The sequence below is a fragment of the Plantactinospora sp. BB1 genome, from assembly GCF_003030385.1.
In the GTDB taxonomy this organism is placed as follows: Bacteria; Actinomycetota; Actinomycetes; order Mycobacteriales; family Micromonosporaceae; genus Plantactinospora.
The window spans coordinates 3,887,845-3,910,961 of record NZ_CP028159.1 but is presented as its reverse complement, the minus strand read 5'-3'; the positions used below and the strand labels follow the sequence as shown (position 1 = coordinate 3,910,961).

Genomic DNA, 23,117 nt, shown 5'->3' with positions numbered 1-23,117 from the left:
GCTGCCCCGCCGGCCGTCGGGGTGACGGCCGGCGGGGCGTACGGTCACAGCCCGGCGGCGTGCGCGGCGGGCGTACCGCCGACGATCGGCAGTACGATCCGGCTGGTCTTCAGCGCCACGTCGATGGTGGCCCGGTTCGGGTCGGCCTGGCTGGAGTACTGCGGGTAGCTCCCGACGACGATCACGCCGATCCGGTGGCCCGGCTGGAAGACGTAGTCCTCCGGCAGCAGCGGGAAATCGAAGTTGTAGAGCTTGCCCGGGACCAGCGGGGCGGCCTTGCGGATCGACTGGCGGTTCTGGGCGTCCAGGATGCCCTTGGTGACCAGTTCGAGGTCGGCGGTGGCGACCCGCTTCTGGGTCTGCTTGTAGCAGCCGTCGTCGGTCGGGCTCGTCTCGCCCCAGCAGTCCTGGGTCTCCAGGGTGATGATGCCCTCCCCGGAGGCCCGGTGCGCCACCCGTTCGGCGGTGCCGTAGTCGACCAGGATCGCCCCGAAGTTGGTGTCGGTGGCGTTCGCGCCGGCCCGCAGCCGCACCACGGGCGTACCGGAGACGTGCAGCGGGGCCCGCAGCGGCTCCGAGAGGTACGCCAGCCGGTTGGGCGTGACGGTGTCCGGGTTGTTGATCATTGCGTCCTGGCGCTGCGCCGGGTCGTCGGCGAAGGTCTCGGTGGCCGGCTTCCGCGTCGGCACCAGCTTGAGACCACCGGCGCCGCCGGCACCCGGCTGGAGGAAGACCTCGGTCTCGGTCGTCCCCGGGACGGGCCAGTCGGCGTGCGTCTCCCAGACGTCGGCGGAGCGCTCCAGGTCGACCCGGGGCTCGTCCATGATCCCGTTCGGTACCTGGTGCAGCCAGTAGTCGAACCAGCGGTGCAGGGTGTTCACCCAGACCGTCCGGCGGGAGTCGAACGGGTCGACGTGCCCCTCCTGGGAGAGCCACAGCTTGCGCGGCACGTCGTGCGCGGCCAGCGCGTACCAGAACTTGCTGAAGTGGTCCGGGCGGACGTTGTCGTCGTTGAGCCCGTGGTAGAGCAGCACGCTGGCCTTGATCTTGTCGACGTTCCGGACGTAGCTGCGCTCGGTCCAGAAGGCCGAGTAGTCGCCGGTCTCGTCGCCGTCGGCAGCGGCCATCGCGTCCCGGACCGGTTTGCAGTAGTCCCGGCGGTCCGGGTTGGTCACCGTGTTGGCCAGCGACGCGACATAGCTGTTGCCTCGGGTGATCACCCCGTTGCTGCGGGTGTAGTCGTAGTACTCCGCCGGGCCGCTGATCGGCACGATGGTGGTCAGCCCCTTGACGCCGGTCACCGCCGTCGCCATCGCCAGCGAGCCGTCGTACGACTTGCCGATCATGCCGGTACGGCCGTTGTGCCAGTCGGCCCTGACCACCTGCCCGGCCGCGTTCCGCGCGGTGGCCCGACCGTTCAACCAGTTGATCGCCTGCTTGGCGCTCAGGTTGTCCGGGTCGCCGTTGGTGGTCGGGCAGCCGGTGGAGTTGTTGGTGCCGACCATGTCCAGCAGGATCACCGCGTACCCGCGCGGCACGAAGTAGTTGTCGTAGAAGAGCGGCCACTTGTCGAGCAGGCCGTCACCGTCCATGTCGACCTTGCACTCGGACTCGTTGCCCCGGCAGACGGTCGAGTAGTACGGGCTGGCGTCCATGATGACCGGCACCTTGAGCCCGTCGGCGGTGGCCCTGGGGCGCATGACGTCGAACGCGATGATGTCGCGCAGGCCGTCGTTGTCGCTGTCGAACGTCGAGTCGACGAAGAGCCGCTCCCGGATCGCGTCGGCGTACCCGAACACCGGTTGGGTGACCCCGTCACTCACCACGATGGACGGCCCGGCCTGGGCGAACGCCGGTGGCGTGACGCCCAGCACGGCCACCGCCGCCATCGGCAGCACCGCGAGTCCGACCCGCCAGATCCTACTGATCCGACCCATACACACTCCTCTTTCGCCGGTCAGGGGCGTGGGTAGGCTACGGGCGGAAATGGTGATCGAACAACGTACATCTGTCGGAAGCTGACCCGTCCGGGTTCGACGGCACGCGCAAGGACCTGCGGTGACCGGGCCGTCGTTGGGTCGGTGTCCGCCGGGATGGGTCGATGCGACGGCGGTGGTTGGTGCGGCACGGTGGCTCGGAGGGGTCGGCGGGCTTCCGGGTCGTGCCGGGCGCCGCCGACAGCGAGGTGGTCCTGCACGTTCCGCACGCCGGTCGGCTGATCCCGCCGGAGGTACGCGCCGAGCTGCTGCTCGACGACGCCGCCCTGGCGGCCGAACTGGCCCGGATGACCGACGCGCACACCGACCTGATCGCGGCCCGGGCCGCCGGCTCCGCCCGGTGTACCCCGTGGACGTTCGTCAACCTGCTCTCCCGGCTGGTCGTCGACCCGGAGCGCTTCCCGGACGAGCGGGAGTCGATGCGGGCGGTCGGGATGGCCGCCGTCTACACCCGGACCAGCGACGGTTCCCGGCTGCGCGCCGACGACCCGGTCGCCGAGGAGCGGCTGCTCGACCGCTGGTACCGCCCCTACGCCCGGGCGGTCACCGAGCTGGTGGCGGCCCGGTTGGCGGCCCGGGGTCGGGTGACCCTGCTGGACGTGCACTCCTATCCGAGCCGGCGGCTGCCGTACGAGATCGGCGGCACCGAGCGGCCGGCGGTCTGCCTCGGCACCGATCCGGCGCACACCCCGGGCTGGCTGCTGGCGGCCGGCCGGGCGGCCTTCGCCGGCTTCGGCGACACCGGCGTCGACACCCCGTTCGCGGGTTGCTACGTGCCGTTGCGCTACTACGGCCGGGACCGCCGGGTGACCGCCCTGATGGTGGAGATCCGGCGGGACGGCTACCTGGTCGAACCCGGCGGCCCGCCCACCGACGGCCTGGCCGCGCTGGCCGGCGCCCTGGCCACCCTGGTCGACGCGGTGGACGCCGGCACCGACCGTCACCGCCGGGTTTGACGCCCGGTGCTCCGGGCGCTAGAAACATGCAGTCAGCATCGTCGATGTCTGACCGACCGATCCGGGTGGTAGACCGACCAGCAGGAGACCAGATGCCGCTCCCCACCACCGCGGCGGTCGTCCGCGGCGCCGGCAAGCCCTTCGTCGTCGAGCAGATCGTGCTGAACGGCCCGGCCGAGCACGAGGTCCTGGTCCGGATGGTCGCCGCCGGCATGTGCCACACCGACCTGACCGTGCAGGCCGGCTTCGCCCCGTTTCCGCTGCCCGGGGTACTCGGCCACGAGGGTGCCGGCGTGGTGCAGGCGGTCGGCTCGGCCGTCACCTCGGTGGCACCGGGCGACCGGGTGCTGCTCTCCTTCTCCTCCTGCGGAAGCTGCCGGTCCTGCCACCGCGGCGAGCCCTCGCTCTGTCACACCTGGCTGCCCCGCAACCTGCTCCGCGGCGCCCGCCCGGACGGCACCGCCCCGCTGGCCGGGGCGGACGGCGGCGAGCTGCACGGCCACTTCTTCGGGCAGTCGTCCTTCTCCGCGCTGGCCCTCGCCGACGAGCGCAGCGTCGTCCGGGTCGACCCGGAGGCGCCGCTCGAGGTACTGGCCCCGCTCGGCTGCGGCGTGGCGACCGGCGTCGGCACCGTCTTCAACGTGCTGCGCCCGTACCCCGGCGCCAGCATCGCGGTCCTCGGCACCGGCGCCGTCGGGCTGAGCGCGGTGATGGCCGCCGCGTTGAGCCCCGCCACGCAGATCATCGCGGTGGACCGGGTGCCGGACCGGCTCCGGCTGGCCCGCGAACTCGGCGCCACCGACACCGTCGACACCGGCTCGGACGACCTGGCCGAGGCCCTCGCCCGGCTGACCGACGGGCACGGCGTCGACCGGATCCTCGACGCCACCGGCGTGCCGGCGGTCATCTCGGCCGGTCTGGCCAGCCTCGCGGTCGGCGGGATCTTCGCGTTCGTCGGCGTGCCGCCGTTCGGCACCACCGTCCCGGTGGACGTCAACGCCATGCTGCCCGGCCGGTCGGCGGTCGGGGTGACCATCGGCGGCGCGGAGACACAGTCGCTGATCCCGACCCTGATCCGGCTGCACCGGCAGGGCCGGCTACCGGTGGACCGGCTGGTCACCGGGTACGACTTCGGGCAGATCCAGCGCGCCGCCGACGACGTCCACGCCGGTCGTACGATCAAGCCGGTGTTGCGCTTCGCCGACGAGTAGCCGCCGGACGCCCCGGCGACGCCTACCGCGCGGCGACCTCGTCTCCGGCCGGTTCCACCGGTACGGCGGTCGGCGGCGGGGTCGGGGTCGACTTCGGCCGGATTGTCAGCGCCGCGACGACGGCGGCGGCGACGCCACCGACCACCCCGACGATCGCGGTGGCGGACATCGCCTCGACGAAGGCGTCCCGGGCCAGCCGGGCCAGGTTGCCGTCGCCGGTGGCGGTGGCGATCCGCAGGGCGTCGCCGATGGACTCCCGGGCCGGACCGGTGACCTCGGCCGGCATCGCGCCCCGGTAGGCGGCGGCCAGTACGCTACCCAGCACCGCGACGCTGAGCGCCGTGCCGATCTGCTGCACGGTGTCGTTGACCGCCGAGCCGACGCCGGCACGTTCCGGCGGCAGCGCGGCGAGCAGGGTGCCGACGGCCGGCGGTCCGGTGACGCCGCTGCCCGCCCCGATCAGGACCAGCGCGACGGCCAGCGTCGGGTAGCCGTCGGCGGGCCCGATCGAGGCGAGCACCCCGAAGCCGACGGCCATCAGCGACAGCCCGGTGGCGATCGCTACCCGGGCACCGAACCGCCGGTCGACCAGTACGCCGAGGCCGTTGCAGGCCATCACGGTGACCAGCATCGGGACGAACGCCAGGCCGGCCCGCATCGGCCCGTACCCGAGGACGAACTGGAGGTACTGGGTCAGGGCGAGCAGCACGCCGCCGGCCGAGAGCGAGAGCAGCACGATGGAGAGACTGGCCCCGCCGAAGTTCCGGTCCCGGAAGAGCGACATCGGCAGCATCGGCTCGGCGACCCGGCGCTCCCAGAGCGCGAACGCGCTGAGCAGTACGGCCGCGCCGACCAGCCCGGCGACGGTCGGCGGGGAGGACCAGCCCTCCTTGGCCGACGAGATGACCGCCCAGACCAGCGCCGCCATGCCGGCGGTGGAGAGCAGCGCACCGACCACGTCGGGTCGGCTGGCCGGACCGCGCGACTCGGGGATGATCAGGAGCGCCGCGACGATGCCGAGGACGGCGATCGGGACGTTGAGCAGGAAGACCGACCCCCACCAGAAGTGCTGCAACAGCAGCCCGCCGAGGGTCGGGCCGCCGAGCGCGCCGAGCACCAGCACGGAACTCCAGATCGCGATGGCCTTCTTCCGTTCGGAGGAGTCGAAGACGGTGGTGAGGATCGAGAGCGTGCTGGGCATCAGGAAGGCGGCGCCGACCCCCATCAGGGCCCGGGCCGCGATGAGCTGACCGGGGGTCTGGCAGAGCGTGGCCAGCACCGACGCGCCGCCGAACACGACCAGCCCGGTCACCAGGGCGCGTCGCCGGCCGTGCCGGTCGGAGAGGCTGCCGGCGGTGAGCAGCAGGCCGGCGAAGACCAGGATGTACGAGTCGAGGATCCACTGGATCTCCGAGGCGCTCGCCCCGAGGTCGCGGATCAGCGCCGGGATGGCGATGTTGAGCACCATGTTGTCGATGACGGCCACCAGCAGGCTCAGACAGAGCACGCCGAGGATCCACCAGCGACGCGGGTGAGATGTGGACACCAGGACCTCCGCTCGTACAGCGTTCGAGGAATCTCGCACACCGTACCAGCAAACTAGAACGGCGTACCAGAAATCTCGAACGCTGTGCGAGGCCCGGTAGAATGGTCGGGTCGAGAGGATCGCGGATGCCGAAGTCCGACCCGTTCACCGACTCGGTGTGGCTGCGCCCGCCCCGGGGCCGGGGCGAACAACCCACGCTGAGCCGTGAGCAGATCGTCCGGGCCGCGATCGAGCTGCTGGACGCCGAGGGACTGGCCGGGCTGAGCATGCGCCGGCTCGGCACCCGGCTGGGTTCGGGCGCCACCTCGGTGTACTGGTACGTGACGAACAAGGACGAACTACTCGAACTCGCGGTCGACGAGGTGATGGGCGAGGTCTACGTCCCCGAGGTCGGCGACACGAGCTGGCGGGTCGGCGCGTCGGTGCTGACCGCCGGCACCCGGGAGATGCTGCTCCGCCACCCGTGGGTGATCGGCCTGCTCGGGGTACGCCCGAACCTGGGCCCGAACGCGATGCGGATCGGCGAGCGTACCGTGGCGCTGCTCTCCGCCGCCGGCTTCGCCGGGCTGGAGCTGTCCCACGCCAGTGCGCTGCTCACCTCGTACGCGATCGGTTCGGCGACCACCATCTCGGCGATGGTCACCAGCATGCGGCAGTCCGGCATGTCGATCACGGAGATCGTGGCGAAACTGGAACCCCAGCTCGGACGGATAGCCAAGGACCATCCGCAGTACGACAGGTGGCGGCAGGAGGTCGGGGCGACCGCGTACGTCCCGGAGCGGATCTGGGACGAGAGCTTCACCTTCGGGCTGGACCGGCTGCTCGACGGGCTGGAATCGTGGCTGGACCGGCCGGACCGGTGACCGCCGCCGGCTGATTGCCGGGAGCGCGGCCTCCCCGGCCGACCGCCGGGAGCGGTCCCCTGCCCGGCCGGCGCGGGCGGTCCTGCCGATGCCGGCGGCATGCTTCGGAGCCGGCAACTCGGGAATAACCGCCCGATGCTGGGCTTTCTACCCGCCACGCCCTGGGCACTCGGCCCCAGCGTCGGCGTCTTCGCCGTCGCCGGTCTGGTCACGATCCTCGGCAGCATCCGGCTCGTCGCCCTGGGCGACGCCCTCGCGGACCGGACCGGTTGGGGCGAGGCCGTCTTCGGCGTGGTCTTCTTCGGCGTCGCCACCGGGCTCTCCGGGATCGTGATGACGGCGGTCACCGCGGCGGGCGACCATCCCCAGCTCGGCTACAGCAACGCGGTCGGCGGCATCGCCGCCCAGACCACCGCGGTCGCGGTCGCGGACGCCTTCTACCGCCGGGTCAACCTCGAACACGCCGCCGCCTCCTCCGCGAACCTGCTCTTCGGCTGCCTGCTGATCGCCCTGCTCACCCTCGCGCTGCTCGGCAGTTACAGCCCGAACGTCACCGTCGCCGGCATCCACCCGATCTCGGCCGTGATCGTCGCGTGCTACCTCGGCGGGCTCCGGCTGATCCGGACCGCCGGCACCAGACCGATGTGGCAGGCGGTCGGCACCAAGGAGACCCAACCCGACGTACCGCAGGACCACGGTGCCCTCGACCGGCACCGCGCGGGCACGCTCTGGGGGCGGTTCGTGCTGGTCGGGGCGCTCGTCGCGGCGAGCGGCTGGGCGGTGTCGCTGGCCGCCGAGAGCGTCGTCGAGACCACCGGCCTCACCGCCGGCTTCACCGGCGGGGTCCTGCTCGGCATCGTGAACGGGCTGCCGGAGACGGTCACGGCGATCGCCGCCGTCCGCCGGGGTGCGGTCACCCTGGCCGTCGCGGCCGTCCTCGGCGGGAACATCCTCGACGTGATCACCCTGGTGGTCGGCGACATCGCGTACCGGCAGGGCTCGATCTACCACGCCGCCGGCAACGACGACCTCTTCATCACCACCACCGGGCTCTTCATGACCGCGATCCTGCTCGCCGGGCTGCTCGTCCGGCAGACCTGCGGCTGGGGGCGACTCGGCTTCGAGGGCGTACTCCTGCTCGGCACGTACCTCGCGATGACGATCATCCTCGCCACCTGACCCCTACCGGACCGCCGGCGACCGGCTAGGTTTGGTGGCCACACCAAGCAGGACGAGGAGGCCGGACTTCCGGTGGACGGCTACGGGCTACAGGTGGCACTGGTTCTGTTCCTGGTACTGGTCAACGCGGCCTTCTCCGGCAGCGAGATGGCGCTGGTGTCGCTCCGGGAGAGCCAGATCCAGCGGCTGGAGCGGCAGTCGCGCGGCGGCCGGGTGCTGGCGAAGCTGGCCCGGGACCCGAACCGGTTCCTCGCCACCATCCAGATCTTCATCACGCTGGCCAACTTCCTCGCCTCGGCCGCCGCCGCCGTCTCGCTGGCCGCACCCCTGGTGCCGCTGCTCGGCTTCCTCGGTTCGGCCGCGGAGCCCGCCTCCGTCATCCTGGTGACGATCCTGTTGACCTTCGTCAGCCTGGTCCTCGGCGAACTGGCGCCGAAGCGGATCGCGATGCAGCGGGCCGAGGGCTGGTCGCTGGTGGTGGCCCGCCCGCTCGACGTGCTCGCCGCGTTCTCCCGGCCGGCGGTCTGGCTGCTCAGCAAGTCCACCAACCTGGTGGTCCGGCTCACCGGGGCCGACCCGGAGGGCGGCCCGGAAGAGGTCAGCGCCGAGGAGCTGCGCGAGATGGTCACGGCGCAACGCGGACTCTCCGCCGAGCACCGGACCATCATCAGCGGCGCCTTCGAGATCGCCGACCGGATCCTGCGGGAGATCCTGGTACCGCGCGGGCAGGTCGTCACCCTGCGCGCCGACCTGCCCACCTCGGCGGCCCGGCGGCAGCTCGCCGAGTCCGGGCACAGCCGCGCCCCGGTCGTCACCCGGGGCGGCCTCGACGACGTACTCGGCGTCGTGCACCTGCGGGACCTGCTCGACGACGGCGGTACGGTCGCCGGGCACGTCGCCCCGGCGCTCTTCCTGCCGGAGACCCTCGGCGTCACCGACGCGCTGCGGCAGATGCGCCAGCAGCGCCAGCAGTTCGCCGTGGTGGTGGACGAGCGGGGCGCCAACGACGGCATCGTGACGATGGAGGACCTGATCGAGGAGATCGTCGGCGAGATCTACGACGAGACGGACCGCGACGTCCAGGCCGTGGTCCGGCAGCCCGACGGGACGCTCCTGGTCGCCGGCACGTTCCCGATCCACGACCTGCCCGACATCGGCCTCGACCTCGACGAGCCCGACGACGGCGACTACACCACGGTCGCCGGCCTGATCCTCGCCCGGCTCGGACACATCCCGACCGCGCCCGGCGAGACCGTCGAGCTGCCGGCCTTCACCGCGCAGGTCGCCGAGATCGACCGGCACGCCATCACCAGGGTACGGCTCCGTCCGCGACCGACCGAGGCGAACGGCGACGAGGCGGCCGACGACGAGGCCGGTACGGTCGCCGGACGCGGCTGACGAACGCCGGATCGATCGGAGGGTGCGTACGAGGCATCGACGATCTACGGTGGAGCGGTCGTGTCCGCTACGCAATCCTGGGGAAGCCACGTGACGAAGGAAGCGCCGCCAGCAGACCACGCACGGCCGGACGGGCTCGACACCGGAGTGCCGCACTCCGCCCGGATCTGGAACTACTGGATGGGCGGCAAGGACAACTTCGCCGCCGACCGCGAGGCCGGTGACGCCTACCGGCAGCAGTTCCCCGGGATCGTCCCGCTGGCCAAGCAGTCCCGGCGCTTCCTGATCCGGGCCGTGCACCACCTGGCGGCCGAGGCGGGCATCCGCAACTTCCTCGACATCGGCACCGGACTGCCCACTCTGGACAACACCCACCAGGTGGCCCAGCGCGTCGCCCCGGAGTCCCGGATCGTCTACGTCGACAACGACCCGCTCGTGCTGACGCACGCCCGCGCGCTGCTCAGCAACACCACCCCGGAGGGGGTCACCGACTACGTCGACGCGGACTTCCACGACCCCGACCAGATCATCGCCGACGCCCGGAACATCCTGAACTTCACCCAGCCGATCGCGGTCATGTTCATGGGCGTACTCGGGCACGTCGCCGACCACGAGGAGGCACGCTCCATTGTGGCCCGGGTGATGGCGGCCGTACCCAGCGGCAGCTACCTGGTGCTGTGGGACAGCACCAACACCACCGAGGGGTTCGACGAGGCGCAGCAGGGCTACGACGACACCGGCGCGGTGCCATACGTGCTGCGCAGCCCGGAGCAGATCGAACGCTGCTTCGACGGCCTGACCCTGCTGGAGCCGGGGATCGTCTCCATCTCGCAGTGGCGCCCGGACAGTGCCGACGCGGAGCCGGTCGACGGGTACGGCGGGGTCGGTCGAAAGCCCTGACGTCCGGTCCGGGTCAGGAGGCGGTCCGGGGCCCGAACGCGGTCAGGAAGCGGTCCCGGAACGCGTCCATCCGCCAGACCGGGGCCTGCCGACCGGGCTTCAACCCGTCCTGCCAGCCCCACCGGGAGATCCGCCCCAGCACGGCCGGGTCGTGCGCCACGATGGTGATCGGCACGTCCCGGCTGGCACCGGTACCGGTGACCACCGGCGAGGGCTGGTGGTCACCGAGGAAGACGACCACGGTGTCGTCGTCGCCGTACCGCTCCACATAGGAGATCAGGCTGTTCAGCGAGTACGCGATGGACCGCCCGTACTCGGCCCGCACCTTCCTCCGGTCGCCCCAGAGCGCGCTCTTCGGCTCCCCCTGGCTCGCCATCGGCGCGAAGACCGACCCGTCGCCGAGGTCGTCCCACTCCACGAACTGCGGAAGGGGCGTCCAGGGCGCGTGGCTCGATACCAGGGTTATCCCCGCCATCAGCGGAGCCCGCTCCGGCGTGCCGTGCTCGTACCGTTCGAAGGCGGCCAGGACGAACTGGTCCGGCATGGTGGCCCAGCTGAACTTCGGGCCGTGGTAGCCGAGCTGCCGCGAGTCGTAGACCTTCTGGTAGTCGTACAGCTCCCCCTCGGGCCAGGCCCGGGTGACGCCCGGCATGATGCCGACGGTGCGCCAGTCCGCCCGCCGGAAGGCCCCGGTGAGGGTGAGCCGGTCGGTGGTGACGATGTTGCGGTACCGCTGCTGGTTGTCGATCCAGAGACCGGACAGGAAGGTGGAGTGGGCCAGCCAGCTGCCGCTGCCCGCCGTCGGTGAGGTGAGGAAGGCGCTGCGCGAGCCGAAGCCGGCGGCGGCCAGCCGCCGGGTGCCGGCGTCGAGCGCCGCGTTGACCGGCGGGGCGATCGCCGGATCCTCGACGGCGCTGCGCCCGTAGCTCTCCACGAAGACCAGCAGCACGTCCTTGCCGCGCAGGCCGGTGAGCAGCCGGTCACCGGGGACGTCGCGGAAGGCGTCCACGGCGGCCTGCCGGGTGAACTCCTGCTGGCTGCGCAGGCCGTCGCGGACCTGGTGGGCCCGGGCGTGTGCCAGGCCCGCCGTGTTCCGGGCCGCCACGGGTACGCCGGGGACGATCTGCACCCCGAGCACCGCACAGGCGAGCCAGGCCGCGCCGAGCACCACGAGGGTACGGGTCGCGGCGACGCTGTGCCGGGTCACCAGGTGGGTCAGGCGGAGCACCGCCAGCGTCATGAGCACGAGTACCGCGACCACCAGCAGTACGGCCACGATCGCCGCGCCGACCGCGCCGGCCCGGCCGAAGGAGTCGGTGAGGAACGAGATCGCGTCGTCCAGCAGTACCCAGTCGAGGACCGGGTCGAACTGCCGGGCGAGTACGGCGTAGAAGCCAACGTCGACGAGCTTCAACAGGCCCAGCAGGCCGAGGGTGACGCCACCGAGTACGGCCGCCACCCGGCGCGCCCCCGGGCGCAGGGCGAGCAGGAGCAGGAGGCCGAGGAGTGCCTCCACCGGAATGCGCGCCAGCGTGCCGGGGGTGAACTGCTCGGGTCGGTTGCCCACGGTGAGGGCGAGCAGTACGAGCAGCACCGCGAGCGCGGTCGTCACCTGCGTCGCGATCCGCCGCACGAGCGGACGGGGCCGCTCTGCCGCCTCCCCGTCGGCCGCCTCCGCGCCGCCGGCCGCCTCCGCGCCGCCAGCCGCCGCTCCGCCGCCAGCCGCCGCTCCGTCGGCGGCGGGGCCGGCACCGTCGTCGCCGCCCGCGGTCTCGCCGTCACCCTCGGCAGCGGTCGGGTCGTCCTCGGGGTGCCCGTCCGGCAGCGGACCGTCCGGCAGCGGACCGTCCGCCGTGGTCGTCGGTGCCTGGTCCTGTGCCTGACGGAAGCGCGTGAAGAGTGACAACCCGAAGATCCTCTCCTGGAGGCCGTGTTGGCGGGGCGGGCCAGGCGTGCAACGCGTGGCCGCCCGTGAGCTAGAACGGGATTCCCGCGCCTACGGTTCAACGAGGACGCCGCGCCGGGCAGCGCCGTTGCGTGATCGCGCAACGAATCGACCGGGTGATCTTGTCGGCCCGAGACATCGGTGCCGTCCTGTGTTTGTATCGCGGCGTACCGATTCCCGGGGGGAGGGAGTTGTCATGACGGGCAGGGGCACGGGGGCGCTGGCCGTCGGGCGGGCGGTGCCGCTACTGGTCCGCTGGGGGGTCTCCGCCGATGCCGACCTGGTCTATCGCTGCCTGGTCACCTTCGGTTCCCGCAGCACCGGCGACATCGCCGCCAGTCTCGGACTCGCCGCGCGCCGGGTCCGCGAGGCGCTGGACGAGTTGGCCGAGGCCGACCTGGTCGCGCCGAGCGCCGCGCCGTCCGGCTCCGGGGCCGACGCGGTGACCTGGCGGGCCGTGGCGGCGGAGCTGGCGGTGGCGACGCTGCGACGCCGCGCCCTCCGGCGGGCCGCCCCGCCGGTCGAGGGCCCGGCCGGCCTGCTGCGACCGGGTATGGTCCGGCCGTTTCCGGCCCGGCGGCTGCCGGATCGCGAGGCGACCCGTCGGCGCATCGCCGAACTGGTGGCGCTGGAGCGGGTCGAGCACCTGGCGATGAATCCGGAGGAGATCTTCGACACCGAGGCGCTGGCGATCGGCGCCCCGTTGGACATCGCGCTGCTGCGGCGCCGGATCCGGCTGCGTTCGCTGGGCCGGGCGCCCGCCGACGGCGACCGGTCGTCGCGGCACGCGACGGAGTTCGCCCGGCTGGGCGGGGAGTACCGGGAAACCTCCCGGCTGCCGCACAAGCTGATGATCTTCGACCGCCGCGTCGCGCTGGTCGCCGTCGACCCGTACGGGCTGCACCACGGCACCTGGGAGGTCGTCGAACCCGCGGCGGTCGAGTCGTTCGTCTCGCTCTTCGTCCGGTACTGGACGGAGGCGACAGATCCACGCCGGAACGGAGTACCGGAGGTCGTGCTCACACCACGGGAGAAGGCGCTCGTCGCACTGCTCGCCGAGGGGCATACCGACAGCAGTGCCGCGAAGGAACTCGGCATGTCCACCCGCTCGGTCACCTACGCGCTGCGGTCCCTGATGGACCGGCTCGGGGTGGAGAACCGCTTTCAGCTCGGCCTCGCCCTCGGCGCGATGCAGGCGGCGAGCCCACCGAGGAACAGACCGCCCGTGGAGGGAGAAGACCGATGAGACACCTGTTCGCGGCGGTGGCCGCCGCCCTGATCACCTCGCTCACCGCCGGGCCGGCGACGGCTGCCGAGCCGGTGTGGGAGCGGATCTCCTGCACCTCCGGCGCGATCGAGGTCGCGGCGACGGACGAGACCAAGGACGGGGTGTTCCTCACCCTCGCGGGTCAGCTCGACTGCGCCGAGGAGAAGACGGCCGCCGCCTTCGGGTACGGCATCTACGAGCCCGGTCGCGCCGAGGGCCTCGTGTACGGGTCGCACCTGCGGCCGTACGCGCCGGCCGGGGCCAGCCCGTTCGCCGACCGGAAACGGGTGCCGACCGGGCGGGTGGACTTCGCGATCTGCGTGGTCACCGACTACCTGGTCCGGGTCGAGTGTGTCCGGGTGGTGTGGGACCTGCTGGACCACGAGATCCAGGCGCGCCCGCTGGAGACCACCGATCCGCTGGTCAATCGCATGGTCCGACTCGTCTCGCCGGACTGGGGACCCCGGCCGGTCTGCGGGAGCTGCTGGTAGCGGTCCGGTCACCCCGGCCCGGCCGGCGGCTGTGACAGAACCATGACACGACCCGCACGCTCCCCGGACCCGGGCACCGCATCCTTGGCTGGTGCATCCGGTATCGCCGTACCCGTCAACGACACCGCCGGGACCTCCGGCCCGGTCCGACCGCCGGCCGGCGCCCGCCGCCCGGGAACCGGCCCGCCGGCTGCGCCGCGCCGCCCTCGGGTACCTGCTCGCGTTCGTGCTGACCGCCGTCGGGTTCGTCGGCACCGGTGCGGGGCAGTTGCTGGACGGCACGCTGCTGCCCCGGGCCGAGCGGGGCGGCGGGTACGAGCAGCCGACCGAGCTGGTCGAGCCGGCACGGGCCGTACTGGCCTGGTTCGGCGACCCGGCGGTGCTGGGCCTGCTGCTCGTCGCCGTACTGCTGCTCGGTCTGCTCGGTCGGCGGCCCTGGGCCGGGGTGGTCGGCGTGGGCCTGGTCGGCGCCTCGGTGGTCGTCGCGGGCGTCGCCAAGCAGGTGATCCTGCGGCCGGAACTCGGGGTGGCCGACTCGACGACGCACAACAGTTTCCCCAGCGGTCACGTCGCGGCGGCGATGGCGCTGCTCCTGGCGGTGCTGCTGGTGCTTCCCGCGCCGGCCCGGGGATGGTGTGCCGCCCCGGGGGCGGTGGGCGTCTGCACGGTCGCCGCCTGCACCATGATCGCGGGGTGGCACCGGTTCAGTGACGTCCTCGGCGGGGTGCTGCTGGCGGCGGCGCTGTTCTGCCTGGCCGCCGCCGTGCTGGCCCGGCCGCGCCGGGACACCGGTGCCGCTTCGGCCGCCGTCGAGGTCGGGTCCTTCGGGCTGCTCGGCGGGGTGCCACTGCTGGCGCTGCTGGCCGGCGTGCCGGCGTACCCCGCGGACACCGCGACCGGCGGTGCCGGCGGGCTCTTCGTCGCGATCGTGGCCGGAAGTGGATTCGTCGCCCTGGTCGTCGCCACCGTGCTGGTCCTGCTGCGCCCGGTGGATTTCGTCCGCCCCTCCCCCGGTCGCGGCCCCACCCCCGGTCGCGGACCCGGGCCGGGCGCGGAATCGGACAGTTCGGCAGCGGGGGTCCGATCCGTGCCACGGATCATGATCGACAAGGCAACTTCGACGGGAATGCAATAGTTGGTGACATGTCTCGGGTGCTGTTGATCGAGGACCATCAGACGGTGCGCGACGGCCTCCAGTTGGCCCTGACCCGGCAGGGGCACACCGTGGACGCCGTGGCCACCGGCGAGCAGGGGCTGGCCCGGCTGGGTACGGACACCGCCGACGTCGTCGTCCTGGACCTCATGCTGCCCGGGATGGACGGCTTCGAGGTGTGCCGCCGGATCCGGTCGGCCGGCGACCTGCCGATCATCATGCTCACCGCCCGCAACGACGACATCGACGTGGTGGCCGGGCTGGAGGCCGGTGCCGACGACTACGTGGTCAAGCCGGTGCAGGCCCGGGTACTCGAGGCGCGGATCCGCGCGGTGCTGCGGCGGACCGGCGGCGAACCCCGGCGCCCCGGCCCGGAGCCGACGGTGCAGCGGTACGGCGCGCTGACCATCGACCGGTCGGCGCTGGTGGTCAGCAAGGCCGGGGTGCCGATCGGCCTCGCCCCGACCGAACTGCGGCTGCTGCTCGAACTCTCCGGCACGCCGGGCCGGGTGCTCAGCCGGCAGCAACTGCTGGAGGCGGTCTGGGAGCACGGCTACCTCGGCGACTCCCGACTGGTCGACGCCTGTGTGCAACGGTTGCGGGCGAAGATCGAGGACGACTCCGCCGCCCCGGTCTACGTGCAGACCGTCCGTGGCTTCGGGTACCGGTTCGGCCCGTTGTGAACCGCGCCCGACCGCACGGCCGGCACTCGCGGCACGGGGCTGCGCGACGTGGCCGGGCCCCGTGCTGAGCCCGCTGCGGTGGCCGCCGGGCCTGCGGGTCCGGCTGCTGCTCGCCTTCGTCTCGCTCGGCCTGACCACCACGGCGGTGGTGGCCGGCGCCGGCTACGTCCGGGCCCGCAACGTCATCCTGCAAACGGCCCAGGACGCGGCCGTCGTCACGTTGAAGGAGCAGGTCACCCAGCTCGCCCCGATCCGAACCCTGCCACCGAGCCAGGCCGACCTCGACGCGATCGCGGCGGAACTCTCCGGCCGCGACGACACCGCGATCGCCGCGTACCAGGGGCGCAGTTCCGCACCCGACCAGGTCTCCGCGGTACTCCCGCCGGAGTTGCGCAGCGCGGTCGCCAGCGGGCGGGTCGTCTGGCAGCGGCAGACCGCGCAGGGCTTCCCGTACCTGGTGATCGGGACCCAGGTCATGCTCAGCCAGCCGGACGGCACAGCACGACCGTCCGGGCTGGAGATATACCGCCTGCACAGCCTGGAGGCCGAGCAGCGCAGCATCGACCGGCTCGCCGCGTCGGCCTGGTCGACCGGCGCGCTGTCGCTGGCGCTCGCCGTCGTGCTGGCGCTGCTCGCCGCCCGGGGCGTACTGCGGCCGGTCCGGGAACTCGACCGGGCCGCCCGCCGGCTCGGCGACGGCGACCTGAGCACCCGGCTGGCCGTACGCGGCTCCGACGAACTGGCCCGCGTCGCGGACACCTTCAACCACACCGCCCAGCAGCTGGAACGGCAGGTCGGCGAGTTGCGCCGGATGGAGGCGGACGCCCGGCGCTTCGTCGCCGACGTCTCGCACGAACTGCGTACCCCGCTGGCCGCGATGACCGCGGTCACCGACGTACTCGACGAGGAGGCACCCCGGCTGCCCGGCGACGCGGGCCGGGCCGCCCGGCTGGTCAGCCAGGAGACGCAGAGCCTGACCCGGCTGGTCGACGACCTGATCGAGGTGAGCAGGTTCGACAGCGGCACCGCCGCTCTCGCCCTCGACGACGTCGACGTGCCGTCGGCGGTACGCGCGACACTGCGCGCCCGGGGCTGGACCGAGCGGGTGGTGGCCGACCTGCCGCCGGACACCCGGGCCCGGCTCGACCCCCGCCGGCTGGACGTGATCCTGGCGAACCTGGTCGGCAACGCGCTGCGGCACGGCGCCCCGCCGGTGACGGTACGGCTGCGCGCCGAGCCGGACTGGATCGTCCTGACGGTCGGCGACCGTGGCCCGGGGCTGGACCCGCTGGTGCTGCCGCACGTCTTCGACCGCTTCTACAAGGCGGACAGCGCCCGGAGCCGCTCCGAGGGCAGTGGTCTCGGTCTCGCCATCGCCTGGGAGAACGCCCGGCTGCACCGGGCCGGCGCCGAGCGGGGCAGCCTGGTGGCCGGGAACGATCCGGCCGGCGGCGCGGTGTTCACGCTCCGCCTGCCGCGCCGCTGCACCGATCCGGCGCCGGCCGTCGCCGACCGGACCGGTTCCGACGGGGGGCGTCCGTGACCGGCTTCCGGCGGCGGGTGGCGCTCGCCGCCGTCGCGCTGCTGGCGGTGCTCGCCGCCGGGTGCGGCGTGCGGCCGTCCGTGGTCATCACCGGCGGTCCCGCCCCGGTGGGACGGGTGCAGGGGGTGGGCCTGTACTTCGTCGCGGAGCAGCGGGTGACGCTGGTGCTGCGTCCGTCCACACCGCCGGGTTCGGTCGACACCGCGCTGGCACTGCTGCTGGCCGGTCCGGACCCGCGCGAGCGGCAGCGGGGCTACCGCAGCGAGATCCCGGCGGGCGCCGGGCCGGCGGTGACGACGTCCGACCGGTCGGGTACGACGGTGAGCCTCGGCACCGACGTGACGGCCCTGTCGGCGCGGGCGGTCGACCAGCTCGTCTGCACCGTCCGGTACGCCCTGCCGGCGGACCGGCCGGCGGAGCGCTCCATGGTCACGCTGACCGGCCCGGACGGGAGCCGGGGGCCGTACGGCTGCGACCCACCGGAATGCCCGGCCGCGCCGGACGGGGCGGAGGACTCCCCCGGCGCCGACCGGTGCCTGCCGGCCGACCTCGGGCCCGCCCCGGCCCGGACCGCCGGCCCCGGCTCCTGAGCCGCCTCGCCCGGCGCCTCGCCCGGCGCCTCACCGGGCGGCCGCGGCGTTCCGGGCGCCGTCGATCAGGATGTCGAGCAGCCTCGGGAAGGCGATCCCGGCCCGGGCCCAGATCCGCGGGTACTGCGACGCGTCGGTGAAGCCGGGGAAGGTGTTCACCTCGTTGACCACCGGCTCCGCCGAGCCGCCGTCGGCCAGGTCGTTGCCGGACAGGTCGTCGGCGGGCAGGAAGAAGTCGACCCGAAGCAGCCCCCGGCAGCCGAGTGCGTGGAAGGCCCGGAGCGCCCGGTCCTGCAACAGCCGGGTGGTGGCGGCGTCGAGCGGGGCCGGAATCTGGAAGACGGCCCCACCGTCGTACTTCGCGGCGTGGTCGAAGAAGGCGGCGCTCGGCGGCACGCCGATCTCCAGCGGCGGCCCCGCCTCGACCCGTCCGTCCGGGTACTGGAGTACGCCGACGTCGATCTCCCGGCCGGGTACGGCCCGCTCGACCAGCACCTTCGGATCGGCCTCGCGGGCCAGCCGGAGCGCGGCCGGCAGTTGCCACCACTGGTCGACCCGGGACACGCCGAGGCTGGAGCCCGCCCGGGCCGGCTTGACGAAGACCGGCAGGCCCAGCCGCTGCTGTTCGGCCTGCGACAGGTACTCGCCGTCCCGCAGCGTCACGCCGGTGGTGACCCGCAGCCCCTCGGCACCGAGCAGCTTCTTGGTCACCGCCTTGTCCATTCCGGCCGCGCTGGCGAAGACCCCGTTACCGACGTACGGCACACCGAGCCAGTCCAGCATCGACTGGACGTTGCCGTCCTCGCCGTACGGGCCGTGCATGGCCGGGAAGACCACGTCCTGGGCGGTGAGCACCCGCAGCGCCGCCGACAGCGTGACGGGTACGCCGTCGACCTGCCACCGGCCGTCCCGCTCGACGAGTACCCGGGTCACCCGGTAGGCGTCCCGGTCGAGGTGGGCGAGGATGCTCGCCGCCGAACGGCGGGACACCTCGTGCTCGCCGCTGCGCCCGCCGTACAGCACCGCCAGCCGGATACTCATCCTCGACACTCCCCTGCACTCCGGCCGCCACGCGGCAGGCGGGCACCGCGCCCGCTGGTCCGTACCCTCATTCCGCTGCCGGCCTCGCCGGTCGGTACCGGCGGGCGACCCGGGCGCCGATGCCGGTCAGGATCTCGTGCGGGCTGGTCCGGGCCCACCCCGCCCACTCGGCCGCCGTCGGCCAGCCGAAGCCCGCCCGGGCCGGGCCGAAGAGCACCACCGGGTCGCCGAGCGCCACCGGCAGCTCCCCGGCGTCGACCACGCACTGGTCCATCGCGATCCGCCCCACGATCGGTCGCCGGACGCCGGCCAGCCACACCTCGGCACGCCCCTCGGCGGCCCGGGGCAGCCCGTCCGCGTAGCCGAGCGGCAGCAGCGCCAGCGTCGTCGCCCGCTCGGTCACCCGGTCCGGCCCGTAGGAGACGCCGGTACCGGCCGGCACCCGCTTGACGTTCACCACCGTGGAACGCAGGGTCATCGCGGCCCGCAGCCGGTACGCCCCGGCGCCGGGGGCGCCGAACGGGTCGACGCCGTAGAGCGCCAGTCCGATCCGGCAGAGGTCGTACCGGGTCGCCGGGGCGGCCAGCGCCGCCGCCGAGTTCGCCAGGTGGGCCAGATCCGGCCGCAGTCCCGCCGCCCGGGCGATCCGCAGCGCCTCCTCGAAGGCCGCCACCTGCCGGCCGACGCCCCGACCCTCCGGCGTTTCGGCGCCGGCCAGGTGCGACCAGACCCCCCGGACCCGGACGGTCCCCTCGACCTCGTACTTGCGGGCCCAGTCGACCAGATCCGGCCAGTCGTCGCGGTTGGCGCCGTTGCGGGACAGTCCGGTGTCGGCCTTGAGCTGGACCGTCGCGGGCCGGCCCGACCGGCGCGCCGCCTCGGCGATCGAGTGCAGGTGCGGCACGGTCGAGACCCCGAGGTCGACGTCGGCGCCGATCAGCCGGCCGAAGTCGTCGTCCGGACGGTGCAGCCAGCTCAGCACGGGCGCGGTGAGACCCGCCGCGCGCAGCGCCAGCGCCTCGCCGGCCGAGGTCACCCCGAGCCAGCTCGCGCCGGCCGCCAGCGCGGCCCGGGCCACCGGTACGGCACCGTGCCCGAACCCGTCGGCCTTGACCACCGCCATCAGCGCGGTACCGGCGTGCGCCGCGACCGTACCCAGGTTGGCCGCGACGGCCGCGAGGTCGACCTCGGCCTCGGCCAGCGCGCTCATCCGCGCCACCCCGGCGGTACGGCGTCCGCGAGCCGCCTCTCCGGATCCACCTGGCCACCGTCGGGGCCGCCGCGATCGCGCGGCACCTCGCCGTCCCGCCACAGTGGCCGGGGGCGACGCCGACGGCCGGCGGGGCGGGGCGCCGGCAGGTCGAACATCCAGCCGGCCCGCAGCAGCAGCAGTCCCCGGTGCAGTGCCAGGGTCAGGGCGAGCAGGGCCGAGGTGAGCAGGATCGGATAGCCGAGCGCCAGCGCGAACTGTCCGGACCGTCCCAGCCCGGAGAGCGGGCCGTGCAGTACCCGGTCGGCGAGCGCCAGCAGCGGCAGGTGCAGGACGTACACCGGGAGGGTCCGCCGGCCGAGGGCGGCGAGCGGGTCGCCGAGCCGGCGCCACCGGGCCAGCCGGGCGGCGGCGGTGAGGCCGAAGGCCACCGCCGCGACCGAGACCAGCAGCCACAGCCCCGGCCAGCCCTGCGCGCCGGTCCAGGCCATCCCGGCCAGTGCGGTCAGGTAGCCGGCGGCGGTGAGCAGCAGGCGGCGCCGGGTCGCGGTCGCCACCCAGCGTGACAGGTACGGCCGCAGGTGCAGCCCGCCGAGGAAGAAGACCAGGTTCTGGTAGACGCCGCCCCGGTTGCCGGCGGTGGCGAGCAGTCCCGCCGTACTGGCGGCGGAGAGGCCGGCGGCGACCGCCAGCAGCACCGGCGCGGGGACCCGGCGGGCCAGCTTGGCAACCGCGAAGTAGAGCGCGAGGGCGTAGAGGTACCAGAGGTTGGACGGGCTGACGGTGAGTTGGGCCAGCAGGCCGGTGACCGAGCCGGCCCGGTCGGTCGGGAAGTCCGGCGCGGCGGCGAGCAGCAGGGTGTGGATCGGCAGCCATCCGGCGTACAGGTAGAGGAACCGGGCGATCCGGGACCGGCCGACCCGGCGCCACGGCCGGTCGACGGCGTTCGCCGCGAAGAGGCCGGAGATGGTGAAGAAGAGCGGCATCCGCAACGGCAGCAACTGCTCGCCCAGCGTCCCCCACACCCCGGGCAGCGGTACGCCGAGATGCCACTCGATCCGCAGGTAGTGCTTGACGATGACGTGCCAGAGCACCACGAGGGCGCTGCAGGCGCCCTTGGCGACGTCGGCCCAGCGCTGCCGGGGCGGCGACGGGACGGCGCCCGGACGGGCGGCTGGCGGGTGGGGCTCGGAACTCACCCGAGCGAAGGTGCCACCACCATGTCCGGAGCCGGTCCGCGCATTGTCACGACCGGGTAATAGCCGTCCGGCTCTCCGGGTCGGGGTGGACGGTCAGGGCCGGCGGCCGACGGACGGTCAGGGCTTGCGGCCGACTCCGACGAGGTTGTCCAGCGGGCGCGGTGGGCCGGCCTGGCTGGGCTCGGGCCGCCACCGGGTGACGTCGACCAGCCCCGGCTCGACCAGCTCCAGCCCCTCGAAGTAGCTGGCGATCTCCGCCGGGGTACGCATCGCGTAGGGCGGGTTGGCCGACTGGTTCCAGATCTTCATCACGTCGTTGAGTTCCGGGTTGGTGTCGGCACCGTCCACGGCCACCAGATAGCTCCCGGCGGGCAGGGCGTCCATCAGCCGGCGTACGACCGCGCGCGCCTCCTCGACGCTGGGCAGGTGGGCCAGGATCCCGGAGAGGATGACCGCGACCGGCTGGCTGAGGTCGAGGGTGCGACCCGCCTCCCGCAGGATCGTCTCGGTGTCCCGGATGTCGGCGTCGATGTAGTCCGTGGCGCCCTCCGGCCCGCTGGTCAGCAGGGCCCGGGCGTGCACGAGCACGAGCGGGTCGTAGTCGACGTAGACGATCCGGGCCTGCGGGGCCACCGCCTGGGCCACCTCGTGCGTGTTGTTGGCGGTGGGCAGCCCGGTGCCGACGTCCAGGAACTGCCGGACCCCGGCCTCACCGGCGAGGTAGCGGACCACCCGGTTCAGCACGGCGCGGTCGGCACGCGCGATCTCGACGATGATCGGGAACGCCTCGGCGATCTCGTCGCCGAGCGCCCGGTCGACGGGGTAGTTGTCCTTGCCGCCGAGCCAGTAGTTCCAGACCCGGGCCGTCTGCGGAACCTCGGAGTCGATCTTCGGCCTGGACGACTCCTCCGCGCCGGAGCTGCCTTCCTCGCCGGACGTGGAAATCTCCTGGGTCACGGGCAGAACCCTCCGGGCGGTCGATCGATCTGGCGGAGGTCAAGGATATCCACCGTCATCGCGGCGCCTCGTCGAGGTCGCGGATGATCCGGTCCAGGATCTGGAAGGTGTCCTTGAGCGGCGCGGCCTCGACGAAGAGCCGGTTCACCGCCTCGAAGTAGCAGTCGACGTCCTCCCGCTTGTCGAGATAGAGCGCGCTGGTCAACTGTTCGATGTAGACCAGGTCGGCCAGCTCCTGCTGCGGGAAACGCAGGATGGTGAAGGCGCCGCCGGCCGCGGCGTGCCCACCGGCGGCGAGCGGGATCACCTGTAGCTTCACGTTCGGCATCTTCGTGACGATGCTGATCAGCGCCTCAAGCTGGTCGCGCATCACCTGCGGCCCGCCGACCGGGCGGCGCAGCGCGGCCTCGTCCACCACCGCCCAGAACATCGGCGGATCCGGACGGGTCAGCACCTGCTGCCGCTCCATCCGCAGCCGCACCCGGCGGGCGAGTTCGTCCTCCCGGGCCGCGCCGTGGCCGAGGCGCACCACCGCCCGGGCGTACTCCTCGGTCTGGAGCAGCCCCGGGACGAACTGGACCTCGTAGCTGCGGATCAGCGTCGCCGTCGCCTCCAGCCCCAGGTAGCGCTGGAACCAGTTCGGCGTGACGTCGCTGTACGGGTGCCACCAGCTCGACGTGTTCGCCTCGCGTACCCGGGCCAGCAGCGTGGCCCGCTCCTGCTCGTCGTGCACGCCGTAGAGCGAGAGCAGGTCGAGTACGTCGCGCTCCTTGAAGCCGACCCGGCCCAGCTCCATCCGGCTGATCTTCGACTCGGAGGCGCGGATCGGCTCCGCCGCTTCCGCCCTGGTCAGTCCCCGCTCCTCGCGCAGTCGTCGTAGTTGGGCCCCGACCAGGATCCGTACGGCCATCGCGCCGTCGCCGGGTCCGTCCGGCTGTGCTGATCCGCTCACCCCACACCTCCGGGTTGCTTCCCGACGCCAAGCATG

At 73.2% G+C, this 23,117-nt stretch carries 20 protein-coding genes; 12 read left to right on the top strand and 8 right to left on the bottom strand.

Features of this window, described 5'->3' with window-relative positions:
- Positions 1-44: 44 nt before the first annotated feature.
- Positions 45-1,937 carry a CocE/NonD family hydrolase gene (locus C6W10_RS17105; protein ID WP_234361816.1) on the bottom strand — a complete coding sequence of 631 codons (1,893 nt, stop codon included), beginning with the start codon at positions 1,935-1,937 and terminating at the stop codon, positions 45-47.
- Between the two features lie 164 nt (positions 1,938-2,101).
- Here C6W10_RS17105 and C6W10_RS17100 point away from each other — a divergent pair, with 164 nt between their 5' ends.
- The gene (locus C6W10_RS17100) at positions 2,102-2,953 is read left to right on the top strand and encodes an N-formylglutamate amidohydrolase (protein WP_107258934.1); all 852 of its coding nucleotides are present in this window, start codon (positions 2,102-2,104) and stop codon (positions 2,951-2,953) included.
- Between the two features lie 92 nt (positions 2,954-3,045).
- Complete coding sequence (locus tag C6W10_RS17095) at positions 3,046-4,164, top strand: NAD(P)-dependent alcohol dehydrogenase (RefSeq protein ID WP_107258933.1); 1,119 nt, start codon at positions 3,046-3,048, stop codon at positions 4,162-4,164.
- Between the two features lie 22 nt (positions 4,165-4,186).
- Here C6W10_RS17095 and C6W10_RS17090 read toward each other — a convergent pair whose 3' ends face one another.
- The gene (locus C6W10_RS17090; RefSeq protein WP_107258932.1) at positions 4,187-5,710 is read right to left on the bottom strand and encodes an MFS transporter; all 1,524 of its coding nucleotides are present in this window, start codon (positions 5,708-5,710) and stop codon (positions 4,187-4,189) included.
- A 125-nt stretch (positions 5,711-5,835) separates the two neighbouring features.
- On the opposite strand from C6W10_RS17090, the gene C6W10_RS37375 reads away from it, so the two are divergent.
- The 4 genes from C6W10_RS37375 to C6W10_RS17065 all read left to right on the top strand — a co-directional run bounded on the left by C6W10_RS37375 (position 5,836) and on the right by C6W10_RS17065 (position 10,050).
- The gene (locus C6W10_RS37375) at positions 5,836-6,573 is read left to right on the top strand and encodes a TetR/AcrR family transcriptional regulator (protein WP_159079424.1); all 738 of its coding nucleotides are present in this window, start codon (positions 5,836-5,838) and stop codon (positions 6,571-6,573) included.
- 135 nt (positions 6,574-6,708) lie between these two features.
- Entirely contained in the window at positions 6,709-7,752 is a 1,044-nt protein-coding gene (locus tag C6W10_RS17075; protein ID WP_107258930.1) for a sodium:calcium antiporter, read from the top strand.
- Between the two features lie 72 nt (positions 7,753-7,824).
- The gene (locus tag C6W10_RS17070; protein WP_107258929.1) at positions 7,825-9,150 is read left to right on the top strand and encodes a hemolysin family protein; all 1,326 of its coding nucleotides are present in this window, start codon (positions 7,825-7,827) and stop codon (positions 9,148-9,150) included.
- A gap of 90 nt (positions 9,151-9,240) precedes the next feature.
- Positions 9,241-10,050 (top strand): SAM-dependent methyltransferase, encoded by an 810-nt coding sequence (locus tag C6W10_RS17065; protein ID WP_107258928.1) that lies wholly within the window; start codon positions 9,241-9,243, stop codon positions 10,048-10,050.
- A 13-nt stretch (positions 10,051-10,063) separates the two neighbouring features.
- On the opposite strand, the gene C6W10_RS17060 is transcribed toward C6W10_RS17065, so the two are convergent.
- Positions 10,064-11,956 carry a sulfatase gene (locus tag C6W10_RS17060; RefSeq protein WP_159104624.1) on the bottom strand — a complete coding sequence of 631 codons (1,893 nt, stop codon included), beginning with the start codon at positions 11,954-11,956 and terminating at the stop codon, positions 10,064-10,066.
- Positions 11,957-12,191: 235 nt separating this feature from the next.
- On the opposite strand from C6W10_RS17060, the gene C6W10_RS38595 reads away from it, so the two are divergent.
- The 6 genes from C6W10_RS38595 (at position 12,192) to C6W10_RS17030 (ending at position 17,722) form a co-directional block, all read left to right on the top strand.
- Positions 12,192-13,241: a helix-turn-helix transcriptional regulator gene (locus tag C6W10_RS38595; RefSeq protein ID WP_234358945.1), complete on the top strand. Its 1,050-nt coding sequence runs from the start codon at positions 12,192-12,194 to the stop codon at positions 13,239-13,241.
- Positions 13,238-13,753, top strand: coding sequence for a hypothetical protein (locus C6W10_RS17050; protein WP_107258927.1), 516 nt, complete (start codon positions 13,238-13,240; stop codon positions 13,751-13,753). The genes C6W10_RS38595 and C6W10_RS17050 overlap by 4 nt, the downstream gene beginning before the upstream one ends.
- 91 nt (positions 13,754-13,844) lie before the next feature.
- Positions 13,845-14,888 (top strand): phosphatase PAP2 family protein, encoded by a 1,044-nt coding sequence (locus C6W10_RS17045; protein WP_159104623.1) that lies wholly within the window; start codon positions 13,845-13,847, stop codon positions 14,886-14,888.
- A gap of 8 nt (positions 14,889-14,896) precedes the next feature.
- Positions 14,897-15,589, top strand: coding sequence for a response regulator transcription factor (locus C6W10_RS17040; RefSeq protein ID WP_107258925.1), 693 nt, complete (start codon positions 14,897-14,899; stop codon positions 15,587-15,589).
- A 61-nt stretch (positions 15,590-15,650) separates the two neighbouring features.
- Complete coding sequence (locus C6W10_RS17035) at positions 15,651-17,132, top strand: HAMP domain-containing sensor histidine kinase (RefSeq protein WP_107258924.1); 1,482 nt, start codon at positions 15,651-15,653, stop codon at positions 17,130-17,132.
- Positions 17,129-17,722: a GerMN domain-containing protein gene (locus C6W10_RS17030; protein ID WP_107258923.1), complete on the top strand. Its 594-nt coding sequence runs from the start codon at positions 17,129-17,131 to the stop codon at positions 17,720-17,722. The genes C6W10_RS17035 and C6W10_RS17030 overlap by 4 nt, the downstream gene beginning before the upstream one ends.
- Positions 17,723-17,752: 30 nt before the next feature.
- Here C6W10_RS17030 and C6W10_RS17025 read toward each other — a convergent pair whose 3' ends face one another.
- The 5 genes from C6W10_RS17025 to C6W10_RS17005 form a co-directional block, all read right to left on the bottom strand.
- Positions 17,753-18,763 (bottom strand): D-alanine--D-alanine ligase family protein, encoded by a 1,011-nt coding sequence (locus tag C6W10_RS17025; RefSeq protein ID WP_107258922.1) that lies wholly within the window; start codon positions 18,761-18,763, stop codon positions 17,753-17,755.
- A 67-nt stretch (positions 18,764-18,830) separates the two neighbouring features.
- Complete coding sequence (gene alr / locus C6W10_RS17020; protein WP_107264020.1) at positions 18,831-19,973, bottom strand: alanine racemase; 1,143 nt, start codon at positions 19,971-19,973, stop codon at positions 18,831-18,833.
- On the bottom strand, positions 19,970-21,172 hold the full coding sequence (locus C6W10_RS17015; RefSeq protein ID WP_107258921.1) for an acyltransferase family protein: 1,203 nt from the start codon (positions 21,170-21,172) through the stop codon (positions 19,970-19,972). The genes alr and C6W10_RS17015 overlap by 4 nt, the downstream gene beginning before the upstream one ends.
- A 117-nt stretch (positions 21,173-21,289) precedes the next feature.
- Positions 21,290-22,129 carry an SAM-dependent methyltransferase gene (locus C6W10_RS17010; RefSeq protein ID WP_369938556.1) on the bottom strand — a complete coding sequence of 280 codons (840 nt, stop codon included), beginning with the start codon at positions 22,127-22,129 and terminating at the stop codon, positions 21,290-21,292.
- A 55-nt stretch (positions 22,130-22,184) separates the two neighbouring features.
- Positions 22,185-23,039, bottom strand: coding sequence for a helix-turn-helix transcriptional regulator (locus C6W10_RS17005; protein ID WP_107258920.1), 855 nt, complete (start codon positions 23,037-23,039; stop codon positions 22,185-22,187).
- Positions 23,040-23,117: the final 78 nt, after the last annotated feature.